Below are 15,783 nucleotides of genomic sequence, written 5' to 3'. Positions count from 1 at the left end.
AAACTGAATCAGCGTTGCTTAGGATCGTTCGCATGCCCGTTGCCGAGACCACCGCGACCGCTGCCGGACTGTGTGAATTCATCGATGCCTCCCCGTCGCCGTTCCATGTCTGCCGCACTGTCGCAGCCGAACTCGACGATCACGGCTTCACCCGGCTTTCCGAGTCCGCCCCGTGGCCCTCCAGTAGCGCCGGGCGCTACTACGTGGTGCGCGGCGGATCGCTGGTCGCCTGGGCCGACGGCGGACCGGGCGCGCCCACCGGATTCCGGATCGGGCAGGCCACTCCCTTCCGCGTGGTCGGGGCCCACACCGACAGCCCGAATCTGCGGGTCAAGCAGCACCCCGACCTGGCGGTCGCGGGCTGGCAGCTGGTGGGACTGGAACCCTACGGCGGCGCGTGGCTGAACTCCTGGCTGGACCGGGACCTCGGCATCTCCGGGCGGCTGTCGGTGCGCGACGGAAACGTGGTGCGGGAGCGGCTGATTCGCATCGACGAGCCGATCCTGCGGGTGCCGCAGCTGGCCATCCACCTGTCCGAGGACCGGCGCGGGGTGCAGCTGGATCCGCAGCGGCACGTGAACGCGGTGTGGGGGATCGGCGGCGAGCCGCGCTCGTTCATGGCCTTCATCGCCGAACGTTCCGGCATCGAACCGGACGCGGTGCTCGGCTGGGAGCTCATGACCCATGATCTGGTGCCCTCCAAGCTGATCGGACGCGACCTGGATCTGATCAGCGCGCCCCGGCTGGACAATCAGGGCACCTGCTACGCGGGACTGCGCGCCTTCCTCGCCGCCATCGCCGAACCCGGTGCGGCGGTACCGGTGCTGGCCATGTTCGACCACGAGGAGGTCGGCAGCCAGTCCGACCGCGGCGCCCAATCCGGGCTGCTGCCCACGGTTCTGGAGCGCATCGTGATGACCCGCGGCGGCGGGCGCGCCGAATACCTGGCGGCGGTGGCGGGTTCGGTGTGCGCCTCGGGCGACATGGCCCACGCGACCCACCCCAATTACCCGGAGCGTCACGAGCCCGCACACCGCATCGAGGTGAACGGCGGCCCGGTGCTCAAGGTGAACCAGAACCTGCGCTACGCCACCGATGCCACCGGTGCGGGCGCGTTCGCGCTCGCGTGCGCCCAGGCGAACGTGCCGTTGCAGCGCTACGTCCACCGCGCCGACCTGCCCTGCGGTTCCACCATCGGCCCGATGACCGCGGCGGGCACCGGCATGCCGACCGTGGATGTCGGCGCGGCCCAGCTGGCCATGCACTCGGCCCGCGAAATGATGGGCGCGGCAGACGTTCCCGCCTACGCCTCCGCCCTGGCGGCCTTCCTGACGCCGGAACTCACGCGCTGATCGGTGCGTCCGCTACCGGCCTCGGGTGGGGCCGGTAGCTCACCGCGGCGACCACGAAGATGGCGAAGGTGAACAGCACGTAGCTGTTGCCGATGAGCTGTTGCCACCAGGTCCAGTCGAGTTCGCGGTCGCTGTTGTGGGGGAGCAGCCACATCGGGCCGATGGCGAACATGACCACGGCCAGGCCGACCGCGCCCAGGAACCACGGGTTGCGGCGGCCGCGGGCGACGGCGTCGGCGGCCACCAGCAGCGCGGGCGCGATCCAGACCCAGTGATGCGACCAGGAGACCGGGGAAACCAGCAGTACCGCAGCGGCATTCACCATCAGGGCGGCCGCGTCCGCGCCCTCGTCCAGCAGCCGCTTCATCCACAGCGCGGCCAGGCCGACGGCGATCACCGACAGCACCAGCCACAGCAGCGTGGACATCTCGGTCGAATAGCCCAGGCGGAACACGAAACCCTTGATGGACTGGTTGCCCGCGTACCAGGGCGGCCCGATCCGGCCGGTGTCGGCGAGGGTGTGGAACCAGTACTGCGGCGAATCGTGCGGGAACAGCGCGAAACCCACCGCCACCGCGCCGATGGCCGACCCGACCAGGGTGATCGCGCCCTTCCAGTCCTTGCGCAGCAGGAAGTAGAGCAGATAGCCGCCGGGTGTCAGCTTCACCGACACCGCGATGCCGATCAGCATGCCGCGCGGCCAGAAGGTCTTGCGCGCCAGGCAATCCAGCGCCACCGCCGCCATCAGCACCAGGTTGATCTGCCCGAACCCGTAGGTCTCGCGGATCGGCTCCAGGTGCTGGGTCACCGCCACCGCGCCGATGACCAGCGCGAGCTTGGTCTGCCAGGCCAGGCTCGGCCGCAGCCGATCCAGCACCAGCCACAGCGTCACCCCGAGCGACGCGATGGACACCAGCAGCACCGCCCACTCGGCGACGGCCAGCGGCATGATCGCCAGGGGCGCGAAGAACAGCACGGCCAGCGGCGGATACGTGAACGGCAGCCCGATTCCGTAGACCGGCGGCATCGGACCGTAGATGTCCTTGCCGTCCAGCCAGGCTCGCGCGCCATTGCGATACACCTGTAGATCGATGTACCCGTGCCACTTGGTCAGCAGGCTGATCACCGCCGACACCGCGAACAGGGCGACCGAGAGCAACAGCAATTTCCGTTGTTGCTTGGTCAGCCCGGCGGGCATGGTCCCAGCTTTCTCGGTCGGATCCGCGACCCCGGATCGATCGTTCACCGGCTCAGAGTAGCGGGTACGCTCCCCCGCCTCCCCGCGACATCAGCGCCCGGTCGGGTGCCGTGTCGCGCCGTGCATGCGGCAGACGGCGAGGATCCGAAACCATTTCGGCCGTACCCAGGGAGTTACCCCGGGCGGCGACAAATCAGTTGTCGCCTTGGCATACGAGGCCAGTGGCCTCTACCACACCGAAGGGCGGGGTAAAGGGTTGAAATCGCAGGCAATTAGACTCGCATCGTATATCTCGCCGACTTCCAGCAACGCCGGCAATCGCTCTCGACCTGCCCGGCCGAAAGGACTCTGGTATTCCCGTGACCAGCCACGTCGACACGGTCAGCAACGCCGCGGCCACCTCGGACCACCCGCAGCCCTACAAGGAACTCGGCCTCAAGGACGACGAGTACGCCCGGATCAAGGAGATCCTCGGGCGTCGGCCCACGGACGCCGAGCTCGCCATGTACTCGGTGATGTGGTCGGAGCACTGCTCCTACAAGTCCTCCAAGGTGCACCTGCGCTACTTCGGTGAGACCACCACCGAGGAGATGAAGAAGTCCATGCTCGCGGGCATCGGCGAGAACGCGGGTGTGGTGGACATCGGCGACGGCTGGGCGGTGACCTTCAAGGTCGAATCGCACAACCACCCCTCCTACGTGGAGCCCTACCAGGGCGCGGCCACCGGCGTCGGCGGCATCGTCCGCGACATCATGGCCATGGGCGCGCGCCCGATCGCGGTCATGGACCAGCTGCGCTTCGGCGCGGCCGACCACCCGGACACCCGGCGCGTGGTCGACGGCGTGGTGCGCGGCGTCGGCGGCTACGGCAACTCGCTGGGCCTGCCGAATGTCGGCGGCGAGACCGTTTTCGACCCGTCCTACCAGGGCAACCCGCTCGTCAACGCGCTGTGCGCGGGCGTCATGCGGGTCGAGGACCTGCACCTGGCCTTCGCCTCCGGCCAGGGCAACAAGATCATCCTGTTCGGCGCGCGCACCGGCCTCGACGGCATCGGCGGCGTGTCCGTGCTGGCCTCGGACACCTTCTCCGGCGACGAATCCGGTTCCGGCCGTAAGAAGCTCCCCAGCGTCCAGGTCGGCGACCCGTTCGCCGAGAAGGTCCTGATCGAGTGCTGTCTCGAGCTGTACCACGCCGGACTGGTGGTGGGTATCCAGGACCTCGGCGGCGCCGGACTGTCCTGCGCCACCTCCGAACTCGCGGCGGCCGGTGACGGCGGCATGTACATCGAGCTCGACCAGGTGCCGCTGCGCGCCGCCAATATGACTCCCGCCGAGATCCTTTCGAGCGAGTCGCAGGAGCGCATGTGCGCGGTCGTCACCCCCGAGAACGTGGACGCCTTCATGGCCGTCTGCAAGAAGTGGGACGTCACCGCCACCGTCATCGGTGAGGTCACCGACGGCGAGCACCTGATCATCACCTGGCACGGCGAGACCGTGGTGGACGTGCCGCCGCGCACCGTCGCCCACCAGGGCCCGGTCTACGAGCGCCCGGTGCAGCGCCCCGCGGATCAGGATGCGCTGAACGCGGATTCGGCCTCCCGCCTGAACCGGCCGAAGACCGGCGACGAACTGCGCGACACCCTGCTGAAGATGCTGGCCAGCCCGCAGCTGTGCTCGCGCAAGTGGATCACCGAGCAGTACGACCGCTACGTGCGCGGCAACACCGTGCTGGCCGAGAACGCCGACGCCGGTGTCATCCGCATCGACGAGGAGACCGGCCGCGGCATCGCGCTGGCCACCGACGCCTCGGGCCGCTACACCAAGCTGGACCCCTACACCGGCGCGCAGCTCGCGCTGGCCGAGGCGTTCCGCAATGTCGCCGTCACCGGCGCGGTCCCGAAGGCCGTCACCAACTGCCTCAACTTCGGTTCGCCGGAGGACCCGGGCGTCATGTGGCAGTTCCAGCAGGCCGTGCGCGGCCTCGCGGACGGCTGTGCGGCACTGGGCATTCCGGTCACCGGCGGCAATGTGTCCTTCTACAACCAGACCGGCCAGACCGCCATCCTGCCGACGCCGGTCGTCGGCGTGCTGGGCGTCATCGACGATGTGCACCGCCGCATCCCGACCGGCCTGGGCACCGAGCCGGGCGAGACCCTCATCCTGCTCGGCGAGACCCGCGACGAGCTGGACGGCTCCATCTGGGCGCAGGTCGAGCACGACCACCTGGGCGGCCTGCCGCCCAAGGTGGATCTGGCTCGCGAGCAGCTCATCTCGGAGATCCTGGTCTCGGGTTCGCGCGACGGCATGATCTCCGCGGCCCACGACGTCTCCGAAGGCGGTCTGATCCAGACCGTGGTGGAGGCCGCGCTGGCCGGCGAAACCGCCTGCCGCATCATCCTTCCCGAGGGCGCGGACCCGTTCGTCACCCTGTTCTCGGAGTCGGCGGGCCGCGTGCTGGTGGCGGTGCCGCGCTCGGAGGAGACCCGCTTCACCAAGATGTGCGATGCCCGCGGCCTGCCGTGGGTGCGCATCGGCGTGGTCGACGACGGCTCGGACGCGGTCGAGGTGCAGGGGCAGTTCAGCGTGAAGCTGGACGATCTGCGCGCCGCCCACGAGGCCACGCTGCCCGCCCTGTTCGGGGCCTTCGAGCACTGAACCACTTCGGCCGACAGGCCGTGGACATAGTGAGAGCCCGCCGGTTCCCCTCGTTCCGGCGGGCTCTCGTCGTCCCGGTGGGGACAGCTCAGTTGATCTTGAACGGATCGTGTTCGGCCATCAGCTTTTCCATGCGGGCTTCGTCGATGCGGTGGGTGACCTTCGAGGATTCGTGCTGATCGCGAATGACTTTCGCGAGAGTGAAGGTGCTGCTCACCAGGAACAGCATTGCCATCAACAGGAATCCGCGCTGCCAGATGTCGAGGGGCAGGTAGGCGATGCCGAGGATCAAGGCGGCGAAGCTGATTCCGAAGGCGATCGTGGCCTGAGCCAGAAACGCGGTGGTGCTCTTGGTCTGTGCGCTTGGCGTGCTCATGGTGTGTGACTCTGTCAGCGGCAGGCCATGATCGACCGAGTACTACTACTCGAGCGGCCTAGGTAGTGCCGACACGCCGTCGCGATGGTCCGTCTCACAGGCCGAGGTCCCCGGATTCCAGCCGGTTGCGTCCATACTTGACGGGTGCCGGACCCCGTCGACACCCGGACACGGTTGCGCACGCGCGGCACCGTGCTCTACGCGCGTGCGGTGGTGGAGTATCGGAAGTCGTTCCGGCGCGGGTGGGGTCGCAAGGTCGCGGTGGTCGCGCGGCGGGCCGAGGAGATCATCGATCTCAATCACACCGGGCTGGTGGTGGCCACCATCTTCTTCGCCTGGTCGGTGACGCCGTCGCTGGTGCCGCGCGACTGGCTGTTCCAAGGTCTGATCTCCGGTATCAACGCCGCCATCGGGTATGGCGTGGGCTGTGTGCTGCAGTGGTTGTTCCGCAAATGGATTCGGCCGCGCATCAGGATCGCCACCCCGCCGGAGTGGGCGCGGTATCTGATGAAGGTCGTCCTGGTGGTCGCCTGCGTCCTGGTGGCCGCGCGCATGCTGGTGCTCTCCGCCGACTGGCAGCGCGAGATCACCACCCTCATGGACATGGAGGGCACCACCCGGGCCGCCTACTTGCGCACGGGCGGGCTGAGTTTCGCGGTCGGCGCGCTCGTCGTGGCGGTGTACCGCACGCTGCGGTCGGCCGTGCGCCTGCTGGCCCGGCTGCTCAGCCGGTGGGTCAAGGTGCCGCCCGCGCTCGCGCCGGCCACCGGGGCGCTGCTGCTGACCGTGCTCATCGTGACGCTGTTCAACGGTGTCGCCACCCGCGCGTTCTTCGCGGTCGCCAACTCCGCCTTCAGCGTGCGCAACGACAAGATGACCGAATACGCCGTGCAGCCCACCAAACCCGAGCGTTCGGGCAGCCCGGCCTCGCTGGCCAGATGGGAGACGCTGGGCTCGGAGGGCCGCTGGTTCGTCTCGCACGGACCCGACCCCATGCTGATCAGCGCCGCCACGGGAAGGCCCGCGCGCGAACCGATCCGGGTGTACGTGGGCCTGCAGTCGGCGGGCAAGGACACCACCGAGGAGGACCTGGCCGTCGCCGAACTCGAGCGCACCGGGGCCTTCGACCGCAAGGTGCTGGTGGTGGCCACCACCACCGGCACCGGCTGGGTGAACGGAGAGGCCGCGGCCGCCCTCGAATACATGTGGGGCGGCGACACCGCCATCGTGGCGTCGCAGTATTCGTATCTGCCCAGCGTGCTCTCGTTCCTCGCGGACCGGCAGAAGGTGGCGATCAACGGCAGGAAGATGTTCGACGCCGTCTACGCGCACTGGCTGCGACGGCCGCCCGAGCATCGGCCGAAACTGCTGGTGTACGGCGAATCGCTGGGCTCGCAGGGCTCCGAATCCGCCTTCGACGGCCTCGCCGACCTGCGCTCCAAGGTGGACGGCGCGCTGTGGGTGGGCCCACCCAACTCGAATCGCCTGTGGCAGCAGTTCGTTCAGCGCCGCGACCCCGGCACCCGTGAGGTGGATCCCATCTACGCCGACGGCCTGGTGGTCCGATTCGCCGCCACCGCAGCCGATTTGAACAAGCCCTCACCCGACTGGCGCAAACCCCGCATCGCCTACCTGCAGCACCCGTCCGACCCCATCGTCTGGTGGTCCTCGGATCTGATCTTCTCCCAACCGGATTGGCTGTCCGAGCCGCGCGGCGCGGACGTCTCACCCCAGATGCGCTGGTGGCCCTTCGTGACCTTCTGGCAGGTCGTCGCCGACCTCACCAATGCCCAGGGGGTGAGCGACGGCCACGGCCACCGTTACGGCTCCCTGGTCCTCGACGGCTGGGCCGCCATCGCCGCACCGCCCGACTGGGACCAGGACGAGTCCGAACGCATCCGCACCCAGATCGAACTCGCGGAAGCCTACGAGCGGGCGGTGAAGTAGCGGTGCTGACCACCGCTCGCGCGCTACTGCGCCCCGAACCCCTTACCGCTGTGGCGCTCCCACTGCTGTGGAGCAACCGCGTGCTACCGGCGCTCGACCTCGACATCCGCGGCCGCACCGCCGCCAACACCGCCTTCGCCGCCGCGTACACCGTCGCGTTCCGAGGTACGCCGAACTGGCTCTCACAGCGCGGAGCGCGTGCCGGAGCGATCGCGGCCGGGCTGGTCCTTTCCGGATACGCGGCGGCCCTGGCCATTCCGGCGACCCGCCGCCACCTGGCCGGTCTCGACGACCGCGGTCCGGCCGTCCACACCGTCGAATGGACCGCCCTGCACATCCCCGGCGGCACCGTCCTCACCGAGGAACTCATCTACCGCTCCACCCTGACCCCGCTGCTGGAACGCACCGCGGGCCGCCTCGGAACCTCCCTCGGCGCATTGGTTTTCGGCCTCTCTCATATCCAACCGGCTCGCGCCGCCGCCGACCCCATTGCGGCGACGGTCGCCCTCACCACCGGTGCGGGACTGCTGTTCGACCGGCTGCGCCGGCACACCGGCAGCGCCACCGCTCCCGCGTTGCTGCACCTGGCTCTGAACGCGGGCGGCGCGCTCGCCCCGCGACTCGCACGCCGCCCGGGCGTTCCGGCACCCAGCCTTCCCCGCCCGAGCGTTTAGGCCCCAGCCTTCACGGCGCACAGCGGCCTTTCCAGCATGCTTTTGGCCGGGATTCATAGCGAGCAGTGTGGATTCCGGGGCGAAAGCGCGCCGCCTCGTCGCCGCGAGCCCGACCTTGTCGGCTGACCGATCGGCGACGGCCGATGCCGCCGGTGGAGAGCGGTCGGGCCGGCCGGTCGTCGAACCGGCTGTCGCACGGCCGATCCGGATAGACGACCGGACCGCTCCACCGGTGTCGGCTCGGCGTTCGACTGTGCGATTCCGATCACCGTGACCGCTCCGGCTGAGTCCGCCCGGCGCGAAGAGGCGCACGACGTCCACTGGAGTGCGGGCCCGCGCCGTCGGCGGGCGGAGGTAGCGTCTGCGGCATGGCGCGACGAGGTGCGGTGGATCCGGCGGAGGTGCGGGCGGCGGTGGCCGCGGTGGGGGAGTGGCTGCGGGACGAGAGCGTGTCGAAACCCGCACGCACCGAGATCGCGGCGGCGGTGCGAGGGACCGCGCGGGCGATGGCGGCGGATGCGCCCGGGCATTCGGTGGAGGTGCGGGTGCCGCCGTTCGTGGCGGTGCAGTGCATCGAGGGGCCCCGGCATACGCGGGGTACGCCGCCGAATGTGGTCGAAACCGATGCGCGGACTTGGTTATTGCTGGCGACCGGGCTGCTGGGGTTCGACGACGCGGTGGAATCCGGGGCGTTGAACGCGTCCGGCAGCCGAGCGGGCGAGGTCGCGCGCTGGCTGCCGGTGGTGCCGCTGTGAGCTCTGCCGGTCGTGCGGCCGTGCGCTAGGCGTCCGCGGGTTTGGCGTGCTTGCCGGTGCCGGCGTCGGTGTTGACGGGCTTGCGCTCCAAGCCCTTCCGGTCGTAGAAGCGGGTGATGAACAGGCCGAGGACGACGCCGATGGCCAGGCCGAGGACCGCCATCCAGAGGCCGCGGGTCAGGCCCGCCTGCCCGTTGCCGTTGAAGTAGAGGATCGAGCGGGTGCCCAGGAAGACCTGGTGCATGGGCTCGAACTTGGCCAGCCAGCCGAAGTACTTGGGGGTCGCCTCGATCGGGATGGTGCCGCCCGAGGAGGGCAGGCCCAGGATGATGAAGACGATGATGTTGATGATCAGGCCGGAGGTGCCGACCGCGGCCAGCACCGCCGTGCAGGTGAAGCCGACCGCGATGATCACGAAGGCGCCGTAGAGGAACAGCAGCAGCGGCTTGTCCAGCGGCATGCCCAGGATCTTCGCGATGAGCAGGTACGCGCCCGAGACCGCGCACGCCATCACCGTGACCGCCGACCACTTGATGAGCAGCGTCTTCAGCCGTGAGATCGACGCGCGCGGATAGTGCACGTACCACGGACCCCACTCGGTCGGCAGGAATCCGAGGGCCGAGTCGATGAGCTGATGGATGATCATCGCCCCGACCATGCCGATCAACAACAGCAGCAGGCTGTAGAAGAACGCGGTCAGCCCCTCGCCGGAACCGCCCGGCAGCGGCCGGAATTGGTCGACCACGATGTTCAGCGGCTGCGCCAGCACCAGCCGGGTGGCCGCCGACAGTTCGGTCGGGGGTGCGCCGGGCGGCGGGGCCAGTTGCTTCTTCACCGTGTCGGTCAACTGCTGACCGACCTGGGTGTTCACCTGGGTGAGGGCCTGCTCGCCGAATTTCTGCACCACCGCGGTGGCGAACGCGCCGGTGCGCGGATTGGTCTGCAGGGTCAGCACCGGCTTGGTGATATCGCCGGGCACCACGCTGCCGACGCCGAGAATGCCGAGCCGCTTGGAGAAGTCGCTCGGAATGATGATGGTGCCGTATACCTGTGCCGACTGCATCTGCAGCTGCGCCTCGTTGATGCCCAGCACCCGCAGATCGATCTTGTCCGACGGCACCGCCTTCTGCAGTCCCTCCGACACCTGATCGCCGAAGTTGACGTGCTGGACCTGATCGCCGTTCTTCAGATCGTCGCCGACATCCTGATTCACCAACGCGATCGGGAAGTCGTGCAGGTTCTGCTCCGGATCGACGACATAGTCGAGGTACATCACGCCCAGCAGCGACGCCAGCAGGGTGACGACGACAATGGGGAATGCCCACCTGATCGGGCTCAGGTGCCTACGTCGTGGACTGGTTTCCGCACCGCCGGTGCTCTCCGTGCTCGCCACGGACGAACGCTAACAGCAAACCGCCTGCCATCCCGGTTATCCCAACGGTGGGTTGCCTTGCGGTTACCCGTAGAATGGCCAACGCCCCCAGCCCGCCGAACAGGGAGCAAACGGTGACTCTCCCCTCCGCCGCCACCACCCCCGACCAGGACGAGAACGAACCGCGCGAAGAGTGCGGTGTTTTCGGTGTCTGGGCCCCGGGCGAGGATGTGGCCAAGCTCACGTACTACGGACTCTACGCCCTGCAGCACCGTGGTCAGGAGGCGGCGGGCATCGCCGTCGCCGACGGTTCGCAGGTGCTGGTCTTCAAGGATCTCGGCCTGGTGAGCCAGGTCTTCGACGAGCAGACCCTGGCAGCCATGCCCGGCCACGTGGCCGTCGGCCACTGCCGCTACTCCACCACCGGGTCCACCACCTGGGAGAACGCCCAGCCGATCTTCCGCACTACCGCGGTCGGTACCGGACTCGCGTTGGGCCACAACGGAAATCTCGTGAACACCGCCGAATTGAGTACGCGGGCACGGGAACTCGGACTGGTCACCGGCCGTCTGGCGGGCACCGTGGCCGCGACCTCCGACTCCGACGTGATCACCGCGCTGCTCGCGCACGCGGCCGCCGACAAGAGCATCGAGCAGGCCGCCATGGAGCTGCTGCCGACGCTGCGCGGGGCCTTCTGCCTCACCTTCATGGATGAGCACACCCTCTACGCCGCCCGCGATCCGCACGGCGTGCGCCCACTATGCCTGGGCCGTCTGGATCGAGGCTGGGTGGTTGCCAGCGAGACAGCCGCTCTCGACATCGTGGGCGCATCCTTCGTGCGTGAGATCGAGCCGGGCGAACTGCTGGCCATCGATGCCGACGGGGTGCGCTCGCTGCGTTTCGCCAACCCGACGCCCAAGGGTTGCGTCTTCGAATTCGTCTATCTGGCCCGGCCCGACTCGACCATCTCGGGTCGTTCGGTCCATGCCACCCGCGTGGACATCGGCCGCCGCCTGGCCGCCGAGCATCCGGTCGAGGCCGACCTGGTCATCCCGGTGCCCGAGTCCGGCACCCCGGCCGCGGTCGGTTACGCGCAGGGTTCGGGCGTGCCCTACGGCCAGGGTCTGATGAAGAACGCCTACGTGGGCCGCACCTTCATCCAGCCCAGCCAGACCATCCGCCAGCTCGGAATCCGGTTGAAGCTCAACCCGCTTCGCGAGGTCATCCGCGGCAAGCGGCTCATCGTGGTGGACGACTCCATCGTGCGCGGCAACACCCAGCGGGCCTTGATCCGCATGCTGCGCGAGGCGGGCGCATTGGAGATCCACGTGCGCATCGCCTCGCCGCCGGTCAAGTGGCCCTGCTTCTACGGCATCGACTTCGCCTCGCGCGCGGAGCTGATCGCCAATGGCGCGGGCCCCGACGGCATCGAGGGTGAGAGCCTCGATGACATGGTGGAGGGCGTGCGCCGCTCCATCGGCGCGGACAGCCTCGGGTACATCTCGCTCGACTCCATGATCGCCGCCACCGAGCAGCCGCGTTCGCGACTGTGCGCCGCCTGCTTCGACGGCGACTACCCGATCCCGCTGCCGGTCGAGTCGGCCATCGGCAAGAACGTGCTCGAGGGCATGCTCACCGGGTCCACCGAGGCCGAGCTGCTGGCCGACAACGCCAACGCCTCGGCGCTGAGCCGCCCCTAGGCGCAAACGCCCCGAGCGTAAGAACTTTCGGTGCCCGTCCGCGTATCGCGGACGGGCACCGCGCTTTTCCGGGCCGAGGGGGGAAATGTTGTGGCGCAGTTGCGCCATCGGCGTGTGCGCGCGTTTGGCGCAAAAAATGTACCGATTGTCCAGAAACGCAACGCGGCGGTTATAACCGGTCGATACTGTGCCCAGCCAAAGGATGTCCACCGCGGCGCGGCGGGCCTAGACCCGGCCGCTTGCGCTGCGTTTCGAGAGCAGGGCAGTACATGCGCGCGAAAAGAGTTGCGGCAGTCGGGTTCGCCGGACTAGCCGTCTTTGCCATAGCCGGATGCGGTTCCGGCAAGACCGGCGGAGGAGGTGGGGAAGCGGGAATCCTGGTCGGCACCACCGACAAGGTGACCTCACTGGATCCCGCCAAGGCCTACGACAATGGTTCACTGCTGGCCGAAACCCAGGTCTACCAGTTCCTTTTGAACTTCCCCGCCGGCGACGCCACCCCGAAGCCGGACGCGGCCGAGAAGTGCGCGTTCACTTCCCCGACCGTCTACAGCTGCACGATGAAGGCGGGACTGAAGTTCGTCAACGGTGACCCCCTCACCGCGCAGAGCGTGAAGTTCTCCTTCGACCGCATGGTCAAGATCGACGATCCCCAGGGCCCGAAGGCCCTGCTGGACAACCTCGATCACACCGACGCCCCGGACGACAAGACGGTCAACTTCACCCTGAAGAAGGCCAACGACCAGACGTTCCCGGCCATCCTGCCGACCCAGGCGGCGGCCATCGTGGACGAGAAGGTCTTCCCGGCCGACAAGGTGCTGGCCGACGAGGACATCGTGAAGGCCAAGCCCTTCTCGGGCCCCTACACGATCTCCAGCTACGACAAGAACAAGCTGGTCGAGTACAAGGCCAATCCGGATTACAACGGCCTGTTCGGCAAGCCCAAGACCGACACCGTCACGGTGAAGTACTACGCCGAGGCGTCGAACCTGAAACTCGATGTGCAGCAGGGCAATATCGACGTGGCCTGGCACACGCTGTCCCCGACGGACCTGGATTCGCTCAAGACCAGCGACAAGGTGACCGTGCATCAGGCGCCCGGTGGTGACACCCGCTACATCGTGTTCAATCTGAACACCCAGCCCGGCGGCAATCCTGCCCAGAAGCTGGCCATTCGCAAGGCCGTCGCCACCGCCGTCGATCGCGACGCGCTGGCCAACGACGTCTTCAAGGGCACCTGGTCGCCGCTGTATTCGCCGGTGCCCAAGGGTGTTCCGGGCGCGACCGAGGCGCTCAAGGACATCTACGGGGCCAAGCCGAACAAGGACGCGGCCGCCAAGTTCCTCGCCGACGCCGGCGTGGCGACTCCGGTCGAGCTGAGCCTGCAGTACACCACCGAGCACTATGGCGCGGCCAGCTCGGAGGAGTACGCCGCGATCAAGAACCAGCTCGAGGCCACCGGTCTGTTCAAGGTGAACCTGCAGTCCACCGAGTGGGTCGCCTATCAGAAGGCGCGGTCCTCCGACGGTTACCCGGCGTTCCAGTTCGGCTGGTTCCCGGACTACCCGGACGCCGACGACTACCTGCGGCCCTTCTTCACCGAGGACAACTTCCTGCGCAACCACTTCGGCGATCCGAAGATCACCGCCGAGCTGAACGCCGAACTGACCGAGGGTGATCCGGCCAAGCGGGCCGCGGTGCTGGCCACCCTGCAGCACGACCTGATGGCGGACTTCCTGCCCATCGTGCCGCTGCTCACCGGTAACCAGATCGCGGTCGCGGGCAAGAACGTGCAGGGTGTGGACTCGACCCTGGACCCGTCCTCGAAGTTCCGATTCGGGGTGCTCAGCAAATAGACGGCAGAAGGCCCGCTCGGCGAGAGGGGCGGGCCTTCTGTTGGTAGTTATGCACTGTCTCTGGAATCTATTCAGTAGACAGAAAAATTTGCCGAAGTTTTGCCTGGTTATAACCAGTTTCGGCGACGCTCGATTTATTCATGTGTCCAAAAGCAACACGCTGGCAACAAACCGTCATTACGGTGCGCCAGGACACATCAAGCTATGGCGGTGCATGTCCGCGATCCGGACCAACACCGCCCGAAGTTCGAGAGTTGAGCACTATGGGTTCGAAGACGAACCGGGCGAGGACCTTCGCCGCGGTCGGCATGGCAGGTATCGCACTCGTCGCCGCGGGTTGCGGCTCGGGACGAACCGGGGACGGGGGCAGCGGCGGGGGAATCACGGTCGGCACCACCGACAAGATCTTCTCGCTCGACCCGGCACTCGCCTATGACAACGGCTCGCTGCAGGCGGAGACCCAGATCTACCAGACCCTGCTGAACTTCGCGCCCGGCAAGACCGTGCCCGAGCCGGACGCCGCCGAGAAGTGTGGCTTCACCTCCCCGACGGTCTACAGCTGCACGGTCAAGGCCGGTCTGAAGTTCGCCAACGGGAACCCGCTCACCGCCAAGAGCGTGAAGTTCTCGTTCGACCGCATCCTGAAGATCAACGACCCCAACGGTCCCGCGTCGCTGCTGGGCAATCTGGCGAGCACCGACGCGCCCGATGACCGGACGGTCAACTTCACGCTGAAGGTCGCCAACGATCAGACCTTCGCCTCGGTGCTGCCCAGCCAGGCCGGAATCATCGTGGACGAGAAGAGCTTCCCGGCGGACAAGGTCCTCCAGGACGAGGACGTGGTCAAGACCAACGCCTTCTCCGGGCCGTACACCATCACCAGCTACGAGAAGAACAAGCTGGTCGATTACAAGGCCAACCCGGGATACAACGGGCTGTTCGGCAAGCCCAAGAACGACGGCGTCTCGGTGAAGTACTACGCCGAGATGTCCAACCTGAAACTCGATGTGCAGAACGGCAATATCGACGTCGCCTACCGGAGCCTGAGCCCCACCGACGTCGACTCGCTGCGGAACGACAGCAAGGTCACCGTGCATGAGGGGCCCGGTGGAGAGCTGCGCTACATCGTTTTCAACATGAACACCATGCCCGGCGGCACCCCCGCCCAGAAGCTGGCCGTGCGCAAGGCCGTCGCTTCCAGCGTGGACCGCGAGGCGCTGGCCACCGGCGTCTACAAGGGCACCTACAAGCCCGCCTACTCCTCGGTCGTGCCCGGCGCCACCGGCGCGACCGAGCCGTACAAGGACCTCTACGGTGCCAAGCCGAACAAGGACGCCGCCGCCAAGTTCCTCAGCGATGCCGGGGTCGCCACCCCCGTCACGCTGAACCTGCAGTACAACTCCGACCACTACGGCGGCTCCAGCTCCGAGGAGTACGCGGCCATCAAGAACCAGCTCGAAGCCACCGGGCTGTTCAAGGTGAATCTGCAGTCCACCGAATGGGTTTCGTATCAGGATGAACGGGTGAAGGACTCCTACCCGCTCTACCAGTTCGGCTGGTTCCCGGACTTCCCGGACGCCGACAACTACCTGACCCCGTTCTTCGCACCGAACAACACGCTGCAGAACCACTTCGAGGATCCGCAGATCAACGCGCTGCTCACCGCGGAGACCACCGAACCCGACGCCGCCAAGCGTGCCGAGATCCTGAAGAAGGTGCAGTTCTCGCTCGCCAACGACCACCTGCCGATGCTGCCGCTGCTGGCCGGAACCAATATCGCGGTCGCGGGCAAGAACGTCCAGGGCGTCGCCGACACCCTCGACCCCACCTTCAAGTTCCGCTTCGGTGTGCTGAGCAAGTGACGGCCATCGAGGAGAAGGGCGCGCTGGTTCCGGCGCG

11 protein-coding genes are annotated in these 15,783 nt (G+C 67.7%); 8 read left to right on the top strand and 3 right to left on the bottom strand.

Annotation, left to right across the window (positions count from 1 at the left end; all coding sequences use genetic code 11):
• Positions 1 to 32 precede the first annotated feature (32 nt).
• Positions 33 to 1,352, top strand: coding sequence for a M18 family aminopeptidase (locus tag GPX89_RS18685; protein WP_157388860.1), 1,320 nt, complete (start codon positions 33 to 35; stop codon positions 1,350 to 1,352).
• On the opposite strand, the gene GPX89_RS18680 is transcribed toward GPX89_RS18685, so the two are convergent.
• Complete coding sequence (locus tag GPX89_RS18680) at positions 1,342 to 2,598, bottom strand: glycosyltransferase 87 family protein (RefSeq protein ID WP_328601984.1); 1,257 nt, start codon at positions 2,596 to 2,598, stop codon at positions 1,342 to 1,344. The two genes, GPX89_RS18685 and GPX89_RS18680, sit on opposite strands and share 11 nt — an antisense overlap.
• Positions 2,599 to 2,909: 311 nt before the next feature.
• Between GPX89_RS18680 and purL the strand changes: the two genes are divergently transcribed.
• A complete protein-coding gene (gene purL / locus GPX89_RS18675) occupies positions 2,910 to 5,204 on the top strand; it encodes a phosphoribosylformylglycinamidine synthase subunit PurL (RefSeq protein WP_328601983.1) in 2,295 nt (764 codons plus the stop codon).
• An 88-nt stretch (positions 5,205 to 5,292) separates the two neighbouring features.
• Here the strand turns inward: purL and GPX89_RS18670 are convergent, their stop codons facing one another.
• Entirely contained in the window at positions 5,293 to 5,580 is a 288-nt protein-coding gene (locus tag GPX89_RS18670) for a YiaA/YiaB family inner membrane protein (RefSeq protein WP_157388859.1), read from the bottom strand.
• A gap of 144 nt (positions 5,581 to 5,724) precedes the next feature.
• Between GPX89_RS18670 and GPX89_RS18665 the strand changes: the two genes are divergently transcribed.
• From GPX89_RS18665 to GPX89_RS18655, 3 genes are all read left to right on the top strand, one after another.
• Complete coding sequence (locus tag GPX89_RS18665; protein ID WP_328601982.1) at positions 5,725 to 7,527, top strand: alpha/beta hydrolase; 1,803 nt, start codon at positions 5,725 to 5,727, stop codon at positions 7,525 to 7,527.
• A gap of 2 nt (positions 7,528 to 7,529) precedes the next feature.
• Entirely contained in the window at positions 7,530 to 8,201 is a 672-nt protein-coding gene (locus tag GPX89_RS18660; protein ID WP_328601981.1) for a CPBP family intramembrane glutamic endopeptidase, read from the top strand.
• 368 nt (positions 8,202 to 8,569) lie between these two features.
• Positions 8,570 to 8,956, top strand: coding sequence for a sterol carrier family protein (locus GPX89_RS18655; RefSeq protein ID WP_157388858.1), 387 nt, complete (start codon positions 8,570 to 8,572; stop codon positions 8,954 to 8,956).
• 25 nt (positions 8,957 to 8,981) lie between these two features.
• Here the strand turns inward: GPX89_RS18655 and GPX89_RS18650 are convergent, their stop codons facing one another.
• Positions 8,982 to 10,349, bottom strand: a complete 1,368-nt coding sequence (locus GPX89_RS18650; protein ID WP_328601980.1) for a YhgE/Pip domain-containing protein — start codon at positions 10,347 to 10,349, stop codon at positions 8,982 to 8,984.
• 113 nt (positions 10,350 to 10,462) lie between these two features.
• Between GPX89_RS18650 and purF the strand changes: the two genes are divergently transcribed.
• From purF to GPX89_RS18635, 3 genes are all read left to right on the top strand, one after another.
• Positions 10,463 to 12,028 carry an amidophosphoribosyltransferase gene (purF, locus tag GPX89_RS18645; protein WP_328601979.1) on the top strand — a complete coding sequence of 522 codons (1,566 nt, stop codon included), beginning with the start codon at positions 10,463 to 10,465 and terminating at the stop codon, positions 12,026 to 12,028.
• Positions 12,029 to 12,297: 269 nt separating this feature from the next.
• The gene (locus tag GPX89_RS18640; RefSeq protein ID WP_157388857.1) at positions 12,298 to 13,884 is read left to right on the top strand and encodes an ABC transporter substrate-binding protein; all 1,587 of its coding nucleotides are present in this window, start codon (positions 12,298 to 12,300) and stop codon (positions 13,882 to 13,884) included.
• Between the two features lie 308 nt (positions 13,885 to 14,192).
• Positions 14,193 to 15,746 (top strand): ABC transporter substrate-binding protein, encoded by a 1,554-nt coding sequence (locus GPX89_RS18635; RefSeq protein WP_157389170.1) that lies wholly within the window; start codon positions 14,193 to 14,195, stop codon positions 15,744 to 15,746.
• The last annotated feature ends 37 nt before the right edge of the window (positions 15,747 to 15,783 follow it).

Origin of the sequence: Nocardia terrae, from assembly GCF_009760405.1 — a bacterium.
Taxonomy (GTDB): domain Bacteria; phylum Actinomycetota; class Actinomycetes; order Mycobacteriales; family Mycobacteriaceae; genus Nocardia; species Nocardia terrae.
This window is presented reverse-complemented; position numbering and strand designations above follow the sequence as displayed.